The sequence below is a fragment of the Kitasatospora sp. NPDC058162 genome (genome assembly GCF_042884005.1).
In the GTDB taxonomy this organism is placed as follows: Bacteria; Actinomycetota; Actinomycetes; order Streptomycetales; family Streptomycetaceae; genus Kitasatospora.
This window is the reverse complement of the sequence record NZ_JBHVUS010000005.1, coordinates 312,285-331,216: the sequence shown is the minus strand read 5'-3', so window position 1 is coordinate 331,216 and position 18,932 is coordinate 312,285. Positions and strand designations below refer to the sequence as shown.

The window sequence follows — 18,932 nt, the reverse complement described above, 5'->3', positions numbered from 1 at the left end:
CTAGTGACGGGGTAGGGACTACCAGCGGTAGTGCGCGAAGGCCTTGTTGGACTCGGCCATCTTGTGGGTGTCCTCGCGACGCTTCACGGAAGCGCCCAGGCCGTTGCTGGCGTCGAGGATCTCGTTCATCAGGCGCTCGGTCATGGTCTTCTCGCGACGGGCGCGGGAGTACCCGACCATCCAGCGCAGCGCCAGGGTGCTGGCGCGGCCCGGACGGACCTCGACCGGAACCTGGTAGGTCGCGCCACCGACACGGCGGGACTTGACCTCGAGGGCCGGCTTGACGTTCTCCAGCGCACGCTTCAGCGTCACGACCGGGTCCGAGCCGGTCTTCTCACGGACGCCCTCGAGGGCGCCGTAGACGATCCGCTCGGCGGTGGAGCGCTTGCCGTGCAGCAGGATCTTGTTGACCAGCTGGGTGACGACAGGGGAGCCGTAGACCGGGTCGATGATGACCGGGCGCTTCGGGGCGGGGCCCTTACGAGGCATTCTTACTTCTCCTTCTTGGCGCCGTAGCGGCTGCGAGCCTGCTTGCGGTTCTTGACACCCTGGGTGTCGAGCGAACCGCGGATGATCTTGTAGCGGACACCAGGAAGGTCCTTCACACGACCACCGCGCACCAGCACGATGGAGTGCTCCTGCAGGTTGTGGCCCTCGCCCGGGATGTAAGCGGTGACCTCGATCCCGCTGGTGAGGCGCACACGGGCGACCTTGCGAAGCGCCGAGTTCGGCTTCTTCGGGGTGGTCGTGTACACACGCGTGCAGACCCCACGACGCTGCGGGGAGCCCTTCAGCGCGGGAGTCTTGTTCTTCTCGACCTTGTCCTGCCGGCCCTTTCGGACCAGCTGCTGGATCGTAGGCACCGTTTCTCCGTTTTCTGTGTGCCAAGGCTTGGTGGAACTAACCTGCGGTGTCTCCCTTGCACACAACCCCGTGGTCGACCCACGCGGTCGGGTGTGTTGGGCTTCTTCCGACACGGAATCCCATGGCTGATGTACAGCGACGGCGCTCTCCGCGCGGCGCGCTTTGGGGCGCTCCGACTCGGCGCGGCGGCCGGTGTGCATGCACGCACAAGGACCCGGGGACACCCCAGGCACAAGGTCAGAGCGTACCTAGCGCATGGGGCTCGGTCAAAACAAATGCAACGCCGCAGGTCGCGGCCTTCGGCCGGGTGTCGCCCCGGTGTCCCGTGCGCGACCGGCCGGTGTCGGGCCGCCTTCCACCCGCTCTACCACAGTCGACGGGCACCCGCCAGCGGGGCGGTCGGGGCGGTCTAGGCGACGGCCAGCAGGAAGAGCAGCAGCCAGAAGGCGCCGCCCAGGTAGCCGAGCACCAGCCCCAGCACGGCCGCCCAGTCCCCGTCCAGGTTGCGCTCACGGATCTGCTGGCGGGCGAGGTGGCCGGTGATCACCGCGGGCACCACCGGCAGCATCAGGAAGCCGGTCAGGCTGCACACCAGGGAGACCACCGCCAGCGCGCTGGTGGGCCGGGCCTGCGGCATCGGCGGCGGCACCAGGAAGGTCGCCGGGACGGGCTGCGCGGCCTGCAACGGCGCCGGCATCGGCCCGGACGGCAGGTCGGCCACCAGGGTGGCCAGCTGGCCGTAGGTCTGGGCGGCGGCGGCCGCCTCGTGCCGCTGCTCGTACTCCTGCGCGGACAGCCGGCCCTCGGCGAAGGCGGCCTTCAGCACGTCGATCGTGCGGTCCCGGTCCGCGTGCCCGGCGCGCATCCCGACCTGGCCGACCGCCTGCGGGGCGGGCGCCCACGCCGGTTGCCGCTGCGGGTCCTGGTCGCCCCACCGCTGAACGGACATCCGCCACCTCCCGGGCGCCGCGGCACCCCCGCGCGCTCACTGGTCCTCATAGTGCAGGACGAACCGGGGAACTGAGTAGTTGCCGGATCGGACCGGCAGCTCTCGGAAGCCCGTCACCCGGCGGCGCGCCTCACCCGTTCGGCGGACAGCCTCAGGGGATGCTCAAAGCGGGCGACAGCCCGTTCGGCCGGTGCCAGTCTGGGATCCGGAGCAACCCCGCCACCCCACATCTACCCACGAGCACAGCCACCCACGAGCACAGACAGAAGGCCGCCATGCAGGCGTCAGTACCGTCGCCCTCCGAACCGACCCCCGTCGGCCGGCCCGGACCGGACACCCCGTCCGCCGTCAGCATCCAGGGGCTGTGGAAGCACTTCGGCACCCAGGCCGCGGTCGCCGGGCTCAGCCTGGAGCTGCCCGCGGGTGCGTTCATCGGCCTGGTCGGGCCGAACGGCGCGGGCAAGACCACCACGCTGTCCATGGTCACCGGCCTGCTCCGGCCCGACCAGGGCAGCGTGCTGGTGCACGGCACCGACGTGTGGGCCGACCCGGTCACGGTCAAGGCCCGGATCGGCATCCTGCCCGAGGGCCTGCGGATGTTCGAGCGGCTCAGCGGGCGCGAACTGCTCCAGTACACCGGCCGGCTGCGTGGCCTGCCCGCCGCCGAGGTGGACCGCCGCGCCGAGGAGCTGCTGGCCGTCCTGGACCTCGGCCGGGACGCCGACAAGCTGGTCGCCGACTACTCCACCGGCATGCGCAAGAAGATCGGCCTGGCCGCCGCGCTGCTGCACAACCCCGACGTGCTGTTCCTGGACGAACCCTTCGAGGGCGTCGACCCGGTCTCCGCCCAGACCATCCGCGGCGTGCTCAAGCGGTACGCGGCGGCCGGCTCCACCGTGGTCTTCTCCAGCCACGTGATGGAGCTGGTCGAGCAGCTCTGCGACTGGGTCGCCGTGGTCAACGCGGGCCGGGTGATCGCCCACGGCCCGCTGGACTCCGTCCGCGGCGGGCGCAGCCTGCACGAGGCCTTCCTGGAGCTGATCGGCGTCCGCGAGGACGACGGCCAGGCCCTCGGCTGGCTCGGCGGCGGGAGCGCCCAGTGACCAGCGCCGTACCCGACGAACGGACGGTGGTCCGCGGCCTGGTCGCACTCAAGCTGCGGCTGCTGCGCAACGGGCTGCGCCGCAGCCGGGGCCGGGCGGCCGTGTACGTCATCGGCGGCGTCCTCGGACTGGCCTTCGCGGGCCTCACGGCCTTCGGCATGGCGATGCTCAACGGGCGCTACGAGGGCTCCGGGAACACCGGGGTGATGCTGCTCGGCGTGCTCACCCTGGGCTGGGCCGCGCTGCCGCTGTTCCTGTTCTCCAGCGACGAGAGCGCCGACCCGACCCGGCTCACCATGCTGCCGCTGCGGCCCGGCCCGCTGCTGCGCGGCTCCCTGCTGGCCTCGCTGATCGGCCCCGGTCCGCTGATCAGCCTGGTGCTGGTGACCGGCGCGGTGCTGTCCGGCGCCACCGGCGGCGCCTCGGCCGCCACCGCCGTGGTCGCCGTGCCGCTCGCCCTGCTCTGCCTGGTCACGCTGTCCCGGGCGGTCGCGGCCGGGAACGCCCGGATGCTCTCCAGCCGGCGCGGCAAGGACTTCGCGATCTTCGGCGGACTGGCCTTCGCCCTGCTCGTCCAGGTCGCCAACGTCGGCTCGCAGAGCATCTTCGGCCGGCAGCACGACAAGGACATCGACCTCAGCCCGCTCAAGCCGATCGCCGCGGTACTGCGCTGGATCCCGCCGATCAGCGCCGCGGACGCCCCCCGCAGCGTCGGCGCGGGCGAGTACGGGGCGGCGCTGCTCCAGCTCGCCGCGGCCGGCGCGCTGCTCGTCCTGCTGCTGCGCTGGTGGCGCGGCAGCCTCCAGGAGCTGATGGTCACCGCCGACTCCTCCACCCTGGAGGTGGCCCGCGGGGTGCAGAGCACCCGCGGCTGGCGGTTCCTGCCCGAGGGCCGCACCGGCGCGGTGATGCAGCGCCACCTGCGGTACGCCTGGCGCGAGCCGCGGGCCAAGGCCGCGTTGTTCACCAGCGTCGGGATGACGCTGGTGATCTGCGTGCTGTCGATCGTCCAGGGCTGGTCGAGCGTCTACCTGCTGGCGATGACCGGGACCTTCCTCGGACTGCAGATGCTCAACCTGTTCGGCATGGACGGCTCGGCGTTCTGGATGGTCGCCGCCACCCTGCGCACCCCCGCCGACGCCCGGGACGAGCTGCGCGGCCGGGCGTACGCGGTGCTGTCGTACGCCGTCCCGGTCACCGCGGTGCTCGGGCTGGTGCTGGCCGCCGTCACCGGCGACTGGGCCGGGCTGCCGTCCGCGCTCGGCCTCGCGCTGGCGGTGCTCGGCAGCGGCATCGCACTCGGCTCGGTGTTCAGCGTGCTCGCGCCGTACACCATGCCGGCCGACAGCAACCCGATGCGCAACGCCGCCCCCGGGCAGGGCGGGCTGATCCTGCTCAACCAGTTCGGCTCGATGCTCGGCGTCGCGGTGCTCGCGCTGCCGGTCGGCGGCTACCTGCTCTGGGCGCTGAGCTCGGACGGGCCGACCTGGCCGCTGCTGCTGCTCGGCCCGCTCTACGGCGCCCTGATCGCCACCCTCGGCATCCGGGTGGCGGCGCCCCGGCTGCTGGAGCGTGTGCCGGAGATCATGGCCAAGGCCATCGAGCGGTAGCTCGGTCGGCCCGGCCCCTCCGGCATCATGGGCCGGAGGGGCCGGGTCGTCGAGGAGAGCAGGGACACACCGTGGGCAAGCGCGCGCAGCAGGGCGACGGGAACGCCGGGCCGCTGCTGGAGCAGGCGGTGCGCCCGGTGCTCACCGCCCCGGAGGAGGGGCTGGACCTCGCCCTGGACACCGGGGCCTCGCTGCTGGCCGCCTCGGCCGGGCAGTGGCCGGCGGTCAGCCGGGCGGTGCTCGGGTACGCGGACACCGCGGTGGGCCGCTGCTGGTCCGCCGGGTGGCGCCCGGCCGACCTGGTGCGGGTGGTGCGGCGCGGGCTCAAGCCCGTCCACCTGGCGCTCGCGGTGGACCTGATCGCCGCCGAGGGCCGCCGCCACCCCGCCGCGAGCCTGGACCGGCGCTGGCACGAGCAGCTGCGCGAGCTGGAGGCCGAGGTCTGGTGGCCCGCCGACGAGCAGTACCTGGGCGCCTTCGCCCACCGCCACCGGCTGGACCGCTTCGCGCTCGCCACCGCCCTCCTGGAGCTGCTGCGCAGCTGGGGCCGGCTGCCCCCGATCGCCCCGGTCGGCCCCGCCCCGGGACAGTCCGGCCAGGCCGGGCCGGTTCGGCGCCCTACCGGACCAGTGACCGGCGAGCCGCGGATGCTGGCCCGGATCCGGGCGCTGCTGGCCAAGGCCGAGTCCACCGAGTTCCCGGAGGAGGCCGAGGCGCTGACCGCCAAGGCCCAGCAGCTGATGGCCCAGCACAGCATCGACGACGCGCTGCTGGCCGCCGCCGGGGCGGACCGGAACACCCCGGCGGCGCTGCGGATCGGCGTGGACAACCCGTACGAGGGACCCAAGACGATGCTGCTGGACGCCGTCGCGGCGGCCAACCGGTGCCGGGTGGTGTGGGCGAAGGAGTTCGGCTTCTGCACCGTGATCGGCTTCGACGGGGACCTGGACGGCGTCGAGCTGCTCTACACCTCGCTGCTGGTGCAGGCCACCCACGCGCTGAACAAGGCCGGCTCCGGCAAGGACTCGCGCAGCAAGGCCTTCCGGCAGTCCTTCCTGGTCGCCTACGCGGCGCGGATCCGCGAGCGGCTGACCGCCGCCACCGAGCGGGCCACCAGCGACGCCGCGGCCGGCCGCCACCTGCGCGAGGACGGCACCGAGGAGCAGCTGCTGCCGGACGAGCGGCTGCTGCCCGCGCTGGCCGCCCGCTCGGCGGCGGTGGACGACGAGGTCGGCCGGCTGTTCCCGAAGCTGGTCTCCCAGCGGGTCCGGGTCAGCGACGGCGAGGGCTGGGCGGCCGGGCGGGCCGCGGCCGACCGCGCCGCGCTGCACGGGCGGGGCGAGATCCACAACTGACGGCCCGCCTGATAGAAACGACCCGCCACGAACGAAGGGGGATTCGACGTGACGGAGTCGGCGGCGGAGTCGGGATACCGGGACCGGGTGCGCGGTGCGCTGCTCGGCGGCGCGATCGGCGACGCATTGGGCTGGCCGGTGGAGTTCCAGCAACTCCACCAGATCCGGGACCGGTTCGGTCCGCAGGGCGTGACCGCGCTGCCGTCCCGGAGCGCCGGGCCGGTGGAGGTCACCGACGACACCCAGATGACGCTGTTCACCGCCGAGGGCCTGATCCGCGGCTTCGTCCGCGGCTGGTCGGGCGGCGGCGGCTCGGTGCCGGAGGCCGTGCACGGCGCCTACCGGCGCTGGCTGCGGACCCAGTACCAGCCCGAGCCGGACACCGAGCCGCAGCCGCGCCCGTACGACGGCTGGCTGCTCGGCCGGCCGTTCCTGTACGCGCGGCGGGCGCCGGGCAACGCCTGCCTGAGCGGGGTGTCCGAGCACCCGGTGTTCGAGGCGCCGGCCCCGCTCGGCAGTCCCGGGCCGATCAACCCCGGTTCCAAGGGCTGCGGTTCGGTGATGCGCGCGGCGCCGTTCGGGCTCGCCCGGCTCGGCGTCGAGCAGTCCTTCGGGCTGGCCGTGCAGTGCGCCCAGCTCACCCACGGGCACCCGACCGGCTACCTGGCGGCGGGCGCCTTCGCGGCGCTGATCGAGCGGCTGGCGGCCGGGACGGAGCCGTGGGCGGCGGTCGGCGAGACGGTGGAGCAGATCCGCGAGCTGCCGAAGTCCAAGGAGACCGTCCAGGCGCTGGCCCGGGCGGTGCGGCTGGCCCAGGAGGCCGAGCCCTCGGCGGACACCGTGGAGCGGGTCGGGCTCGGCTGGATCGCCGAGGAGTGCCTGGCCATCGCGGTGTACTCGCTGCTGGCGGCCACCCTCGACCCCGACCCGGTGCGCACCGCGCTACTGCTGTCGGTCAACCACTCCGGGGACAGCGACTCCACCGGCGCGGTCTGCGGCAACCTGGTCGGGGCCGCGTACGGCGCCTCGGCGCTGCCCGCCGACTGGGCGGCGGCGGTCGAGGGGCGGGCCGAGCTGCTGACGGTCGCGGACGACCTGCTGGTGCTGTTCGGCAGCCGCGACCCGGGCCACCCGGCGCTCGGCGGGCGCTACCCGGCCTGGTAGCCGGACCCGCCTCGGTTCGCCCCTCGGTTCGCCCCTCGGTTCACCCCTCAGTTCGCCTGCGGGTCGGCGACCTGGCCGAGGAACAGCGGCCGCCCGGTGGCGGTGTCCCGGATCAGGAACAGGAACGGCCGGTCGATGTGCAGCCGGACGGGCTTGTCCGGGGCGGGCGCCGCCGCGACGCCCACCCCGACGCCGCTGCCGGCCGCCGCGACCGTGCCCTCCTCGTCGACCTGGACGGTGGCCTTCTGCACCACCGTGCTGACGGCGAGCGGGTCCTTGGCGACGCCGCCGAGGTCGGCGTGGTCGAAGGCCGAGTGGACGCCGAGCGAGCGCAGCGCGGGGCTCAGCTCGTTCGAGGTGTCGAACCGGAAGCGCGGCAGCTGGAGGTCGACGGGCCGTTCGGCGAGGGCGCCGAGGATCCGGTCGAGCTGGGGCTGGTCCAGGCCCTTGGTGAAGGCGGCGAAGCCGCCTTGCGCGGGGACGATCAGGTCCATCGCCAGGTTTCCGCCCTGGTACGGGAGTTCGACGGCCTGCCAGGGCTCCCCGACGATCCCGCCGGAGCCGTCCGCGTACTTGAACTCGCCGGTCTGGCCCATCGACGGGACGGCCGGGGCGGACCCGTCGAGCTTGTGGAACGGGCGGTCCGCGGTCTGCCCGGGCTTGAACGCGGAGGCCCACTTCGCCTTGAGGTAGAGCGCGTCGGTGAGGACCAGCCGGGTGTCCCCGTTGATCGCGCCCGCTGCGAAGAGGTCCTTGATCCGCCCCTCGGTGGCCTTCTCCACGGCCGCGTTGACGGCCTGGCGGGAGCCGTCGGGGTCCTTCTTGAAGTCGGTGGTGTGCACTCCGGCGTCGAAGGCGGTGGCGAGGGCGGCCAGGTAGTCGGGCTCGACCGGGAAGCCCTGCTGCGTCCAGACCTGGTCGCTCTGGCGCAGGGTGAGCCCGTCGGTGGCCGGGACGGGCCGGTTCAGCGCGCCGGTGGCGAGGGCGTACTGCTTCGGGTCGAGGTCGGTGTGCAGGGCCTTGGCGAGTTCCTCGGCGGTCGCCCCGCGCGCGCCGGGCAGCAGCATGGCGAGCACGGTGGACAGCCCGGACGGGGAGACCACCAGGTTGTGTCCGGCGGCGTCCGGCGGCGCGGTGAGGGCGTGCAGGAGGTCCAGGCCGAAGGCGTCGGTGGCCTTGGCGGTGGCGGCCACCGCGGCCGGGTCGACGGCGGGCCGGCTCGCCGGTGCGGAGGCCCGCAGCTCCCCGGTGGCGGCGGCGCCGCCGGTGCTGGCGCAGCCGCTGACCAGCGGGGTGGCGAGCGCGGCGGCGAGGAGCAGCGCCGCGGGGCGGCGGGGTGGGCGACGACGGGTTCCGCTGCTGCTGTTCGTCATGGCCCTTCGACGCGGCACCCCGCCGGCCGGTTCCGGCTCGGTGCCGGCTCAGTCCCAGAGCGCGCCGAACTCCAGCAGCTCGTCCCGGTACTCGATCCGCTCCACCCACTCCGCCGGCCAGACCGCCTCGCCGTGGTGGGCGCCGGCGAAGGCGCCGGTCAGGCAGGCGAGCGAGTCGGAGTCGCCGCTGGAGTAGGCGGCCCGGCGGACGGCCGCCACCGGGTCGTCGGGCATCAGCAGGAAGCAGAGCAGGCCGGTGCCGAAGGCCTCCTCGGCGACCCAGCCCTCGCCGGTGGCCAGGCAGGGGTCGGCCTCCACGTCGGGTGCGGCGAGGGCGGCGTCCAGCTGGTCGAGGACCTTGAGGCAGTCGTCCCAGCCGCGGGCGAGGACGGTCTGCGGGGAGGCGCCGTACCAGCGGGCGGCGAGGTCGCCGAGCCAGAACTCGTCGTACCGCTCGCGGCTCGCCAGCGCGTACGCCCGCAGCACGGCGGGCAGTCCGGCGGGCGGGACGCCCTCGGCGAGCTTGCGGACGGCGTACGCGGTGAGGTCGCTCGCGGCGAGCGCGGTCGGGTGGCCGTGGGTGAGCGCGGACTGCAGTTGGGCGGCGCCGGAGAGCTGCCGGGCGTCCAGTTCGCGGATCAGCCCGATCGGGGCGACCCGCATGTTGGCGCCGCAGCCCTTGGAGCCCACGTCGCTGGCCTGCTGCCAGCGGTACTTGTCGTGGCTGAGCCGCTCGCAGGCGCGCAGGCAGGTCATCCCGGGGGCGCGGTTGTTCGACGGGGAGCGCCACCAGTCGACGAACTCCTCGCGGACCGGGCGCTCCAGCCGCAGCGGCGTCAGTGGGCCGCGGGCCAGGGCGGTGCGCAGGCCGCGGGCGAGGGCGAGCGTCATCTGGGTGTCGTCGGTGACCAGCGCCTTCTGCGGCAGCGGGAGCCGCCGCCAGTCCGGGTGGTCGGCGGCGATCCGCTCGACGTCCTGGAACTCGGTCAGCCGGCCCATCGCGTCGCCGATCGCCAACCCCAGCAGTGCCCCCGTCGCCTTGCCCACGGCCTTCTCCCCCGCTTCCCGTCACACTTCGACCAACAGCTCCTTGAGCCCGCGGATCACGTAGCCCGGGTTCCACTCGGGCTCGCGGACCAGCCGCAGGCCCGGGGCCCGGCGCAGCAGCGTGCCGTAGGACTCGGTGAGCTCCAGTCTGGCAAGGGGCGCGCCCAGACAGAAGTGGATTCCGGCGCCGAAGGTGACGTGCGGGTTCTCGGTGCGGCCGAGGTCGAGGCGGTCGGGGTCGGCGAAGCGCTCCGGGTCGCGGTTGGCGGAGCCGAAGAGCAGGGCGATCTCGGCGCCGCGCGGGACGGTGACGCCGCGGACCTCGATGTCCTCCAGCACCCAGCGCTCAAACATCTGCAGCGGGGTGTCCCAGCGCATCAGTTCCTCGACGGCGGTGGGCAGCAGTTCGTCCACCGAGCCGCGCAGCCGGGCGAGTTCCGCGGGGTGGCGGAACAGCGCCCACCAGCCGTTGCCGGTGGTGTTGACGGTCGCCTCGTGGCCGGCGTTGAGCAGCAGCACGCAGGTGGAGACCATCTCCTGCTCGCTGAGCGCGTCGGAGCCCTCCTGGGCCTGGATGAGCGCGCTGATCAGGTCCGTCCCCGGGTTCCCCCGGCGCTCGCGGATCAGGCCGCGCAGGTAGTCCGAGAACTCGATGCTCGCGGTGACGGCCCGGCGGGCGGTCTCCTCGCTCGGGTTGAGCTCGAACATCCCGGTGATGTCGGCGGACCAGGGGCGCAGCAGGTGCCGGTCGCTCTCCGGGACGCCGAGCATCTCGGCGATCACGGCGACCGGCAGCGGCTCGGCGACGGCGGCGATCAGGTCGCCGCCGCCGGCCGCGAGCAGCCCGTCGACGAGTTCCCCGGCCAGCCGCCGGACGGTCGGCCGCAGGCCCTCGACCATGCGCGGGGTGAAGGCCTTGGAGACCAGCCGGCGGATCCGGGTGTGGTCGGGGGCCTCCAGGTCGAGCAGCCCGTGGTCGTTGAGGGTGTGGAAGGGCTCGTGCGCCGGGTCGGGCTCGGGGCGGCCGAACTCCTGGTGGCTGAACCGGTGGGTGTAGGTGCGGCCGAGCCGCCGGTCGCGCAGCAGGGCGCTGACGTCCTCGTGGCGCGAGACGAGCCACTGGTTCGTCGGCTCGAAGTACGTGACCGGCGCGTGCTCGCGCAGCTCGGCGTACGCGTCGTAAGGGTGGGCCACGAACTCCGTCGACCAGGGGTCGAACTTCGCCGTCGTCGTCATCGGTCGATCACTCCAGGCCGTGAGGGGAAGCCGGGACGATCATCGTACGCAGGCGGTACGTCCGTAAAGGGTCCTTACGCCCCTTCCCGCACCAGCCTGCGCACCAGCTCCGGCAGCGCCACCGAGATCGGCTCCCGGACCACCTCGGCCGCGGCCTCGTCGAACGGCGTCGGTTCGCCGTTCACCACCACCAGCCGGGCACCGGACTCCAGCGCGATCTGCGGCAACGAGGCCACCGGGTAGACCTGGAGGCTGGTGCCCACCGCGATGAACAGGTCGCAGGCCTTGGCGATGGCGTCGGCCTGCTGGAGCACCACCGGGTCCAGCGCCTCCCCGAACATCACCGTCCGCGGCCGCAGGATCCCGCCGCACTCCCGGCAGGCCGGGTCCGGCTCCCCGGCCCCGACCCGGGCCAGCGCGTCCGCCATCGGGCCGACCGCCCGGCAGCCGACGCACTGCACCTCCGTCGCGGTGCCGTGCAGTTCGAGCACCTTGCGGGCGGGCAGCCCGGACCGCTGGTGCAGCCCGTCCACGTTCTGGGTGAGCACCCGGACCGGGAGCCCGGAACGCTCCAGCTCGACCAGCGCCCGGTGCCCGGCGTTCGGCTCGGCCGCCAGTGCGCCGGCCTCCCCGCGCATCACCCAGGCCGCTCGGCGGACCTCCGGATCCGCGAGGTAGGGCCCGAGGGTGACCATCCGCTGCGCCGACGGGTCATTGCGCCAAAGCCCTTGCGGGCCGCGGTAGTCGGGGATGCCGGAGTCGGTCGAGATGCCCGCGCCGGTGAGCACGGCGATCAGGGGGCGCTTCTGGTTCATGCCCCGGACGGTACGGGCGCCGGGCCGCCCGGGCCACCGAAAATCCGGGTGCGCCCGGCCAACTCCCGCCGCACACTGGGCCGGTCACACACCGTCCTTGAAGGAGCCCCGTGCAGGGAGCAGTCAGCGTCTCGCCCGCCCAGATCCCCGAGCTGCTGCTCGGCCTGGCCACCGTCCGCCCGGTGTTCCTCTGGGGCGCACCCGGCATCGGGAAGTCCTCCCTGGTCAGGGCGTTCGCCGAGTCGCTCGGCCTGGAGTGCGTGAGCCTGGTCGGCACCCAGCTCGCCCCGGAGGACCTGATCGGCGTCCCCCAGCTCACCCCCGAGGGCCGCTCCCGGTTCTGCCCGCCCGAGCAGATCGCCCGCGACGAGCCGTACTGCCTGTTCCTGGACGAGCTCAACGCGGCCTCGCCGGACGTCCAGAAGGCCTTCTACTCGCTGATCCTGGACCGCCGGATCGGCTCCTACGAACTGCCGCCCGGCTCGATCGTGATCGGCGCCGGGAACCGCGCCACCGACGGCGCGCTCGCCCGCCCGATGGCCTCCGCGCTGGTCAACCGCATGGTCCACGTCCACCTGCGGGCCAGCGCCGAGGACTGGCTGCGCTGGGCCGCCGGCGCCGACATCCACCCCTGGATCCTGGACCACCTCACCGACCGGCCCGACCACCTGTGGTCCGCCCCGCCCAAGACCGAGGAGCCGTTCTCCACCCCGCGCGCCTGGCACATGCTCTCCGACGCGCTGCACTCCTTCGGCCCGACCCTGGACGAGGAGACCCTCAAGGTGGTCGCGTACGGGCTGCTCACCCCGCAGCACGCGATCGCCTTCTGCGGCTACGCGAAGATCGTCCGCAACTCCTACGGCCTGGACGCGATCCTCAAGGGCGACGCCCGCTGGCCGCACCGGCTGGAGGACCGCGACCTGCTCTACTACCTGGCCGACGCCTTCCGCGGCCGGCTGGTCAAGGAGCTGCCCGCCAGCAAGGAGCACGCCTCCGGGGCGCAGCGGCAGACCGCCTTCCGGGCCAAGTCGCTGCTGGTGCAGCTGGCCGAGATCTCGGTGGAGGTCGCCCAGACGGTGATCGCCGACGGCTCGGACGGCAACCCCGTGCTGCCCCCCTGGTTCCTGATCGAGGCCGCCCGCGACATGCCCCGGCTGGTCGAGGCCCGCCGGTGAAGCGCGGCCCGGCCGACCGCAAGAAGCCCGACCCGGGCGCCGAGGCCTTCGCCGAGGGCCTCCGACTGCTGCGCGCCAACCCGGCCTTCGCCGCCCTGCGCGCCGACGTCTGCCGCAGCGAGGACTGCACCACCGCCCCGCCGGACGGCTGGGCGGTGGTGGACTCCAACGGCACCCTGCACGTCAACCCGCGGCGCCGGGCCGAACCCGCGGAGTGGGCCTGGGTGCTGGCGCACGGCCTGCTGCACCTCGGCTTCGGCCACCTCCCGGGCGCCCGCAGCGCCCGGCCCCAGCCCGACCCGTACCAGGCGGCCGCCCGGTGCGCCGTGGTCAACCGCTTCCTCGCCACCTTCCCGGTCGGCCGCGCCCCGGTCACCCTCCCCCAGGAGTACCCGGGCGGCGACGAGGAGGAGCTGGCCGAGCGCTGGCGCCGCGACGGCCTGCCCCCGGCCGAGACCGTCGGCACGGCCGGCACCGCCGAGCGCGACCAGCTGCTGGTCGAGTGGCACGGCCACGGCCAGGCCCGCGAGGACTGGCCGGCCGCCTTCGCGGCCGCCCTCACCCGCACCATGTCCGCCGCGATGGACCGGGCCGGCGGCCGGATCGACGCCGCCACCGGCGAGCGGCTGCCCGAGCGGCCCTGGAACCGGGCGCTCAACTGGTTCGTCTCCTCGTACCCCCTGCTCGGCGGCATCGCGGCCGGCCTCACCGTGGTGGCCGACGCCGAACTCACCCGGGCCCACGACATCGCCGTCGCCGCCGTCAACGCCGAGGCCGCCGAGATCTACATCAACCCGCTGCGCCGCTACTCCGACGAGGAGTGGCGGTTCATCCTCGGCCACGAGATCCTGCACGCCGCCCTGCGGCACGGCGAGCGCCGCGGCGGCCGCGACCCGTTCCTGTTCAACGTCGCCGCCGACTACGTCATCAACGGCTGGCTGCTGGAGATGGACGTCGGCGAGATGCCCGACGGGCTGCTGCACGACCCGCAGTTGAAGGGGCTGTCGGCCGAGGAGGTGTACGACCGGATCGCCCGCGACCAGCGCCGGATCCGCCGCCTCGCCACCCTGGCCGGGAAGAACCGCCCGGACCTCCTCGGCGAACCGCTCGGGCCGCCCCGGGACTACGTCGACCTGGACGACTTCTACCGGCGCGGCCTCCAGCAGGGCTTCGAGCTGCACGGCCGCGAACGCGGGCTGCTCCCGGCCGGGTTGGTCGAGGAGATCCGCGCCCTGGCCCACCCGCCGCTCCCCTGGGACGCCCAACTGGCCCGCTGGTTCGACGAGTTCGTGCCGAGCCCGGAGCCGGTGCGGAGCTACTCCCGCCCGGCCCGTCGGCAGTCCGCCACCCCGGACATCCCCCGGGCCGGCCGCTACCGCCCCGAGGAGGAGGTGCCGCGCTGCACCTTCGGCGTCCTCCTGGACACCTCGGGCTCGATGGACCGGACCCTGCTCGGCAAGGCGCTCGGCGCGATCGCCTCCTACGCCGCCGCCCGGGACGTCCCGGCCGCCCGGGTGGTGCACTGCGACGCCGCCCCGCACGACGCCGGGTACCTGCCGGTCGAGGAAATCGCCGGCCGGCTCCGGGTGCACGGGCGCGGCGGCACCGTCCTCCAGCCGGGCATCGACCTGCTGGAGCGGGCCGAGGACTTCCCGCCCGGGGCGCCCGTCCTGGTGATCACCGACGGCGAGTGCGACGTCCTGCGGGTGCGTCGCGAGCACGCCTTCCTCGTCCCGCGCGGCGCCGGGCTGCCGTTCACCCCGCGCGGGCCGGTCTTCCGGATGAGCTAGGCCAGCACCGTACGGGGTGCCGGAGCCTCGATCCGCACCAGCGGGGACAGCGCCACCAGGTAGCAGGCGGCGGCCAGCGGGATGAAGGCCAGGTCGGCCGCCGAGGCGACGGTGCCGACCAGCATCAGCACCGGGCTCCACCAGCGCAGCGTCCGGGCCGCGCCCACCGCGGCGGCGACCAGCAGGGCCAGCAGGCCGACGTAGAACAGCAGCGGGCCGACCTTGTACACCGCGGCGAGCACGCCCGGGACGGACTGGATGCGCTCGAAGAGCCGCGACTGCTCGTCCTTGGTCGCAGAGGCCAGGCCGACGTACAGGTCGATCCCGATCTGCGCCAGCGAGGCCGCCAGACCCGCGAAGGCCGTCCCCAGCGCGGCGCCCGCCGCCAGCCGTCCGGGCAGTGTGCCGCGCGGGGCGATCAGTCGGCGCAGGGCGAGGAAGACCGGGGCGAAGAGCAGCAGCCCGGCGAACATCGCGGTGTGGCCGAGGGTCCAGCCGAGGCCCGGCTCGCGGGAGCCGGGCACCAGGCGGATGCCGCCGTACAGGGCCATCAGGGCGGGGGCGCCGACGACGGCGTAGGCGGTGAGACGGGTGTTCCGGGTGTCCTGGCCGTTCTGAGTGGCGTTCATCTGACGATCTCCTGCGGTGTCCGTGGTCCGTTCCGACACCGCAAAGCCTCCCGGCCGACCCCCTCGTCGCGGATCGCCCGCACCGGCGAACCCGGCCCCTCCCCCGCAAGGGGGATTCCCTCAGGAATCCCCCACCACGACCGCCCCGGCCTCGTACGCGAACACCACCGCGTGCACCCGGTCACGCAGCCCGAGCTTGCTCAGCACATTGCTGACGTGGGTCTTCACGGTGTGCTCGCTGACCACCAGCTCGGCCGCGATCTCCGCGTTGGACAGCCCGCGCGCGATCAGCCGCAGCGTCTCCTGCTCGCGCAGGGTCAGCTGCTCCAGCAGCTTGGACGGCGGCCGCACCGCCCGCTCCCGGCCGCCCGGGCGGCGGGCGGCGAACTCGCCGATCAGCCGCTTGGTCACCGAGGGCGCGAGCAGCGCCTCCCCCGAGGCGACCATCCGCACCCCGTGCGCCAGGTCGTCCCGGCGGACGTCCTTCAGCAGGAAGCCGCTGGCGCCCGCGTACAGCGCGTCGAAGACGTAGTCGTCGATGTCGAAGGTGGTCAGCATGATCACCTTGGTGGCCGGGAACTCCTCGCACACCCGGCGGGCCGCCTCCAGGCCGTCCATCACCGGCATCCGGACGTCCAGCAGCAGCACGTCCGGATTGTGCGCCCGCACCGCCTCCACGGCCTCGGCGCCGTCGCAGGCCTCGGCGACCACCTCGATGTCCGGCTGCGCGTCCAGGATCATCCCGAACCCGGCCCGCACCAGCTCCTGGTCGTCCGCGACCACCACCCGTATCGGCGTCATCCGCCCACCCTCTCCACCACGCCCGCCGGCCCCAGCGGCAGCCGGACACTCACCAGGAAACCCCTGCCCTCCGGCCCCGGGCCGGCCTCGGCCCGTCCGCCGCAGGCCGCGGCCCGCTCGCGGATGCCGACCAGCCCGCGCCCACCGGACCAGCCGGCCACCGTACGGTCGGCGGTCAGCGGCACCCCGCGACCGTTGTCGGAGACCACCACCTCCAGCACCCCGCCGGCCCGCCCCACCCGGATCGCGACCCGGTCGGCCCCGGAGTGCTTGACGGTGTTGGTCAGCGCCTCCTGCACGATCCGGAACGCGGCCGCCTCCACGTCGGCGGGCAACCCGTCCAGGGCGTCGGCGAGTTCGAGGTCCACCCGCAGGCCGGCCCCGCGCACCCGCTCGGCCACGTCGGCGAGTTCGGCCAGCCGGGGCTGCGGCGCCAGCTCCCGCTCCGCCTCCGGGTCCTTCAACACCCCGAGCACCCGCCGCAGTTGGACCATCGCGTCGCGGCCCGCGTCGGCGATGGTGTCGAAGGCGCGGATCGCCCGGTCCGGGTTGTCGCGCACCACCAGCGGCCCGGCCTCGGCCTGGATGACCATCAACGACACGGCGTGCGCCAGGATGTCGTGCATCTCCCGGGCGATCCGGGCCCGCTCCTCGGCGACCGCCCGGGCCGCCTCGCTGGCCGCCCGCACCCCCGCCTCCCGGGCCCGCTCCGCCTGCATCCGGGCCAGCTCCCGCTGGGTGCGCACCAGGGCGCCGAAGACGAAGGAACCGCCCGAGGTCAGCACGCTGAACAGCGCGCCGTTCGGCGAATGGGTGCCGACCACATTGGCCGCCACCACCGCCGCCAGCACCGGCCAGCGCTGCCGGTCGGGGAAGCGCTCCGCCACCGTGTACATCCCGATCACCGCGTACAGCGGCACCTGCGGGTTCGCCGAGTGCGCCACCACCGACAGCACCAGCGAGGGCGCGGCGCCCACGATCAGGACGAGCAGCGAGGCCTTCCGCCGCCAGGGCAGGAACAGCGCGGTGGACACCGCCACCAGGTACACCCACCAGGGCCAGGCCGTGTCGTCGTTGTAGACCGACCAGAGCGACACCGCCGCCGAACAGGCCGCCAGGAAGGTGTCCAGCACGTACGGGCTCAGCCCGGCCGTCCGGCTCCGCCACCGCGCCGCGCGCTCCACCGTCGTACCTCCCCCGTACCCGGGGACCCCGCCCCCGCGGAGAAGATCATGCCCTACCGGCAGAACCTCCGGCACCGCCCGGTCGGACACCGCCAGGTCGGCCCCCGCCCGGTCGAACCGCGGCCGCTCGGACACCGCGCGCCCGGACACCGCCCGCTCAGACACCGCTGACCGTCACACCGCCGGTCTCCGCCCGCGCCGTGATGCTGTGCGCCGCACCCGGCTGCGAGGGGACGCTCACGTCCGACCCGCCGTTCCCGGCCTGCGCGTCCACCGCGTACGCCGCCCCGGACGGCACCCGCAGCCGCACCCCGCCGTTGCCGACCTTGGCCTCCAGCGCCGCCGGCGCCGCCGCGAAGTCCGCCCGCACCCCGCCGTTGGTCGCGCTCAGGTGCGCCGTCGGGGAGGTCAGCCCGGTGGCCTCGACCCCGCCGTTCTCCACCGCGGCGTCCACCTCGGCGGCCAGCCCGGCCAGCCGCACCCCGCCGTTCTCCTCCTTGATCCGCACCTTGGTGCCGGCCGGCACCTGCACCTCGTACCCCACCCCGCAGGAGTCGCACGAGTACCCCAGCCGCAGCACGCCGTCCTTCACCTCGTGGGTGGTCTTCGGCGCGGAGCCCCGGTAGCTCTGCTTCTCGACGACGTGCACCGCGTCCCCGGTGCCGGTCACCACGACCCCGCCGTTCTCCCCCTCGACCACCAGCTCCTTGACCGACTCGGCCACCCCGTACGTCACCGTCCGGCGCTCGTCCGACTCCAGGAACGGCAGGCACCCCTGCATCCCCAGCACCACCGCCGCCGTGATCGCCACCGCGCCCAGCACCCGCTTCGTGTTCATGTCCGGCCCCTTCGCAAGCCCCGTCATCCCGACACCGAGAACCCTCCCGCGACCACCCCCCGCTCCACCTCCCTCCCCGGAGTGGTTCCGGCCCCTCCCCCGCACGGGGGAGACCGGGCAACCTCGGGTAATTCGCCGATTCACCGGCGCGGGAGCCCCAGCGCGAGTAGCTTGTTTGCCCGCGCTCGGCGTTCCCGGGCCAGACCGCGCCAAGGCGAAACCGACGAGGGCTGATCAGGCATGGCCAACACGCCGCCCGGCGGACCGGGTCCCGCGACCGGTCACGGCCTCGACGACCGGGTGCCCTTCCTGGCCCGGCTCGACCAGGCCGACCGCACCGCGCTGCTCGCCCTCGGCCGCCGGCTCGACTACCCCGCCCGCTCCACCGCGCTGCGCGAGGGCGAACCCTCCGACCACGTCCTGCTCGTCCTGCACGGCTGGCTGAAGGTCACCGCCCTCGCCGAGAACGGGTACGAGGCCCTGCTCGCCCTGCGCGGGCCCGGCGACATCGTCGGCGAATCCGCCGCCCTCAGCGGCCGGCCCCGGGCCGCCACCGTCACCGCCCTGGAGCAGGTCTCGGCCACCGCCGTCGACCGCGCCGCCTTCACCGCCTACCTCCGGAACACCCCCGCCGCCTCGATGCAGCTCCTGGCGCTCTCCACCGACCGGCTGCGCGCCGCCGACCACCACCGGCTGAAGTCCGCCTCGCTCAGCGTCAGCGAACGCCTGGCCGACCTCCTGCTGGAACTCGCCCGCACCCACGGCCGCCGCACCGCCGAGGGCATCGTCGTCTCCGTGCCGCTCAGCCAGCAGGAACTCGCCGGCTCGGTCGGCGCCTCCCGGGAGGCCGTCGCCCGCCTGCTCAAGTCCCTGCGGGACCGCGGCATCGTCGTCACCAGCCGCCGCTCCCTGGTCATCGCGCGCCCCGACCTGCTCCGGAGGCCCGGCCAACTCCGCTGACCCGCACAGAAGTTCTGTGCACACCGTCACAGAGCGAGT

18 protein-coding genes are annotated in these 18,932 nt (G+C 74.2%); 7 read left to right on the top strand and 11 right to left on the bottom strand.

All coding sequences use genetic code 11. The features are described 5' to 3' along the window. Positions 1–18 precede the first annotated feature (18 nt). From rpsG to ACFVXG_RS13085, 3 genes are all read right to left on the bottom strand, one after another. A complete protein-coding gene (gene rpsG / locus ACFVXG_RS13095; protein WP_030055803.1) occupies positions 19–489 on the bottom strand; it encodes a 30S ribosomal protein S7 in 471 nt (156 codons plus the stop codon). Positions 490–491: 2 nt separating this feature from the next. Continuing rightward, complete coding sequence (gene rpsL, locus ACFVXG_RS13090; protein WP_014144289.1) at positions 492–863, bottom strand: 30S ribosomal protein S12; 372 nt, start codon at positions 861–863, stop codon at positions 492–494. Positions 864–1,273: 410 nt separating this feature from the next. Further along, positions 1,274–1,813, bottom strand: a complete 540-nt coding sequence (locus ACFVXG_RS13085; protein WP_387926988.1) for a DUF1707 and DUF4190 domain-containing protein — start codon at positions 1,811–1,813, stop codon at positions 1,274–1,276. A gap of 275 nt (positions 1,814–2,088) precedes the next feature. Here ACFVXG_RS13085 and ACFVXG_RS13080 point away from each other — a divergent pair, with 275 nt between their 5' ends. The 4 genes from ACFVXG_RS13080 (at position 2,089) to ACFVXG_RS13065 (ending at position 7,045) form a co-directional block, all read left to right on the top strand. After that, entirely contained in the window at positions 2,089–2,916 is an 828-nt protein-coding gene (locus ACFVXG_RS13080) for an ABC transporter ATP-binding protein (protein ID WP_387926987.1), read from the top strand. Further along, positions 2,913–4,526: a transporter gene (locus tag ACFVXG_RS13075; RefSeq protein ID WP_387926985.1), complete on the top strand. Its 1,614-nt coding sequence runs from the start codon at positions 2,913–2,915 to the stop codon at positions 4,524–4,526. The genes ACFVXG_RS13080 and ACFVXG_RS13075 overlap by 4 nt, the downstream gene beginning before the upstream one ends. A 71-nt stretch (positions 4,527–4,597) precedes the next feature. Then, a complete protein-coding gene (locus ACFVXG_RS13070) occupies positions 4,598–5,881 on the top strand; it encodes a DUF2786 domain-containing protein (RefSeq protein WP_387926984.1) in 1,284 nt (427 codons plus the stop codon). A gap of 48 nt (positions 5,882–5,929) precedes the next feature. Then, on the top strand, positions 5,930–7,045 hold the full coding sequence (locus ACFVXG_RS13065; protein ID WP_387926982.1) for an ADP-ribosylglycohydrolase family protein: 1,116 nt from the start codon (positions 5,930–5,932) through the stop codon (positions 7,043–7,045). A 47-nt stretch (positions 7,046–7,092) separates the two neighbouring features. Here ACFVXG_RS13065 and ACFVXG_RS13060 read toward each other — a convergent pair whose 3' ends face one another. From ACFVXG_RS13060 to ACFVXG_RS13045, 4 genes are all read right to left on the bottom strand, one after another. After that, positions 7,093–8,418, bottom strand: coding sequence for a serpin family protein (locus tag ACFVXG_RS13060; RefSeq protein ID WP_387926980.1), 1,326 nt, complete (start codon positions 8,416–8,418; stop codon positions 7,093–7,095). 48 nt (positions 8,419–8,466) lie between these two features. Beyond that, positions 8,467–9,465, bottom strand: a complete 999-nt coding sequence (locus ACFVXG_RS13055; protein WP_387926978.1) for an ADP-ribosylglycohydrolase family protein — start codon at positions 9,463–9,465, stop codon at positions 8,467–8,469. A 21-nt stretch (positions 9,466–9,486) separates the two neighbouring features. Beyond that, positions 9,487–10,701, bottom strand: coding sequence for a cytochrome P450 (locus ACFVXG_RS13050; RefSeq protein WP_387926977.1), 1,215 nt, complete (start codon positions 10,699–10,701; stop codon positions 9,487–9,489). A 74-nt stretch (positions 10,702–10,775) separates the two neighbouring features. Further along, positions 10,776–11,516 (bottom strand): NAD-dependent deacetylase, encoded by a 741-nt coding sequence (locus ACFVXG_RS13045; RefSeq protein ID WP_387926975.1) that lies wholly within the window; start codon positions 11,514–11,516, stop codon positions 10,776–10,778. A 110-nt stretch (positions 11,517–11,626) separates the two neighbouring features. On the opposite strand from ACFVXG_RS13045, the gene ACFVXG_RS13040 reads away from it, so the two are divergent. Together ACFVXG_RS13040 and ACFVXG_RS13035 are read left to right on the top strand one after the other, a co-directional pair. After that, positions 11,627–12,691: an ATP-binding protein gene (locus ACFVXG_RS13040; RefSeq protein WP_387926973.1), complete on the top strand. Its 1,065-nt coding sequence runs from the start codon at positions 11,627–11,629 to the stop codon at positions 12,689–12,691. Continuing rightward, the gene (locus ACFVXG_RS13035; protein WP_387926971.1) at positions 12,688–14,481 is read left to right on the top strand and encodes a hypothetical protein; all 1,794 of its coding nucleotides are present in this window, start codon (positions 12,688–12,690) and stop codon (positions 14,479–14,481) included. The genes ACFVXG_RS13040 and ACFVXG_RS13035 overlap by 4 nt, the downstream gene beginning before the upstream one ends. Here the strand turns inward: ACFVXG_RS13035 and ACFVXG_RS13030 are convergent. The 4 genes from ACFVXG_RS13030 to ACFVXG_RS13015 all read right to left on the bottom strand — a co-directional run bounded on the left by ACFVXG_RS13030 (position 14,478) and on the right by ACFVXG_RS13015 (position 17,933). Further along, on the bottom strand, positions 14,478–15,110 hold the full coding sequence (locus ACFVXG_RS13030) for a hypothetical protein (protein WP_387926969.1): 633 nt from the start codon (positions 15,108–15,110) through the stop codon (positions 14,478–14,480). The two genes, ACFVXG_RS13035 and ACFVXG_RS13030, sit on opposite strands and share 4 nt — an antisense overlap. Before the next feature lie 120 nt (positions 15,111–15,230). Further along, entirely contained in the window at positions 15,231–15,911 is a 681-nt protein-coding gene (locus ACFVXG_RS13025; RefSeq protein WP_387926968.1) for a response regulator, read from the bottom strand. Beyond that, a complete protein-coding gene (locus tag ACFVXG_RS13020) occupies positions 15,908–17,095 on the bottom strand; it encodes a sensor histidine kinase (RefSeq protein WP_387926966.1) in 1,188 nt (395 codons plus the stop codon). Before ACFVXG_RS13020 ends, ACFVXG_RS13025 begins: the two co-directional genes overlap by 4 nt. Positions 17,096–17,252: 157 nt before the next feature. After that, positions 17,253–17,933, bottom strand: coding sequence for a DUF4097 family beta strand repeat-containing protein (locus ACFVXG_RS13015; RefSeq protein WP_387926964.1), 681 nt, complete (start codon positions 17,931–17,933; stop codon positions 17,253–17,255). Between the two features lie 240 nt (positions 17,934–18,173). Here ACFVXG_RS13015 and ACFVXG_RS13010 point away from each other — a divergent pair, with 240 nt between their 5' ends. Next, positions 18,174–18,893: a Crp/Fnr family transcriptional regulator gene (locus ACFVXG_RS13010; RefSeq protein WP_387926962.1), complete on the top strand. Its 720-nt coding sequence runs from the start codon at positions 18,174–18,176 to the stop codon at positions 18,891–18,893. The last annotated feature ends 39 nt before the right edge of the window (positions 18,894–18,932 follow it).

Bases quoted from the DNA above. Each gene is read 5' to 3' on its own strand.
- ACFVXG_RS13045 (WP_387926975.1), bottom strand. From the start codon at position 11,516: ATGAACCAGAAGCGCCCCCTGATCGCCGTGCTCACCGGCGCGGGCATC.
- ACFVXG_RS13010 (WP_387926962.1), top strand. From the start codon at position 18,174: ATGGCCAACACGCCGCCCGGCGGACCGGGTCCCGCGACCGGTCACGGC.
- ACFVXG_RS13025 (WP_387926968.1), bottom strand. From the start codon at position 15,911: ATGACGCCGATACGGGTGGTGGTCGCGGACGACCAGGAGCTGGTGCGG.
- ACFVXG_RS13015 (WP_387926964.1), bottom strand. From the start codon at position 17,933: ATGAACACGAAGCGGGTGCTGGGCGCGGTGGCGATCACGGCGGCGGTG.
- rpsG (WP_030055803.1), bottom strand. From the start codon at position 489: ATGCCTCGTAAGGGCCCCGCCCCGAAGCGCCCGGTCATCATCGACCCG.
- ACFVXG_RS13080 (WP_387926987.1), top strand. From the start codon at position 2,089: ATGCAGGCGTCAGTACCGTCGCCCTCCGAACCGACCCCCGTCGGCCGG.
- ACFVXG_RS13050 (WP_387926977.1), bottom strand. From the start codon at position 10,701: ATGACGACGACGGCGAAGTTCGACCCCTGGTCGACGGAGTTCGTGGCC.
- ACFVXG_RS13060 (WP_387926980.1), bottom strand. From the start codon at position 8,418: ATGACGAACAGCAGCAGCGGAACCCGTCGTCGCCCACCCCGCCGCCCC.
- ACFVXG_RS13030 (WP_387926969.1), bottom strand. From the start codon at position 15,110: ATGAACGCCACTCAGAACGGCCAGGACACCCGGAACACCCGTCTCACC.
- ACFVXG_RS13085 (WP_387926988.1), bottom strand. From the start codon at position 1,813: ATGTCCGTTCAGCGGTGGGGCGACCAGGACCCGCAGCGGCAACCGGCG.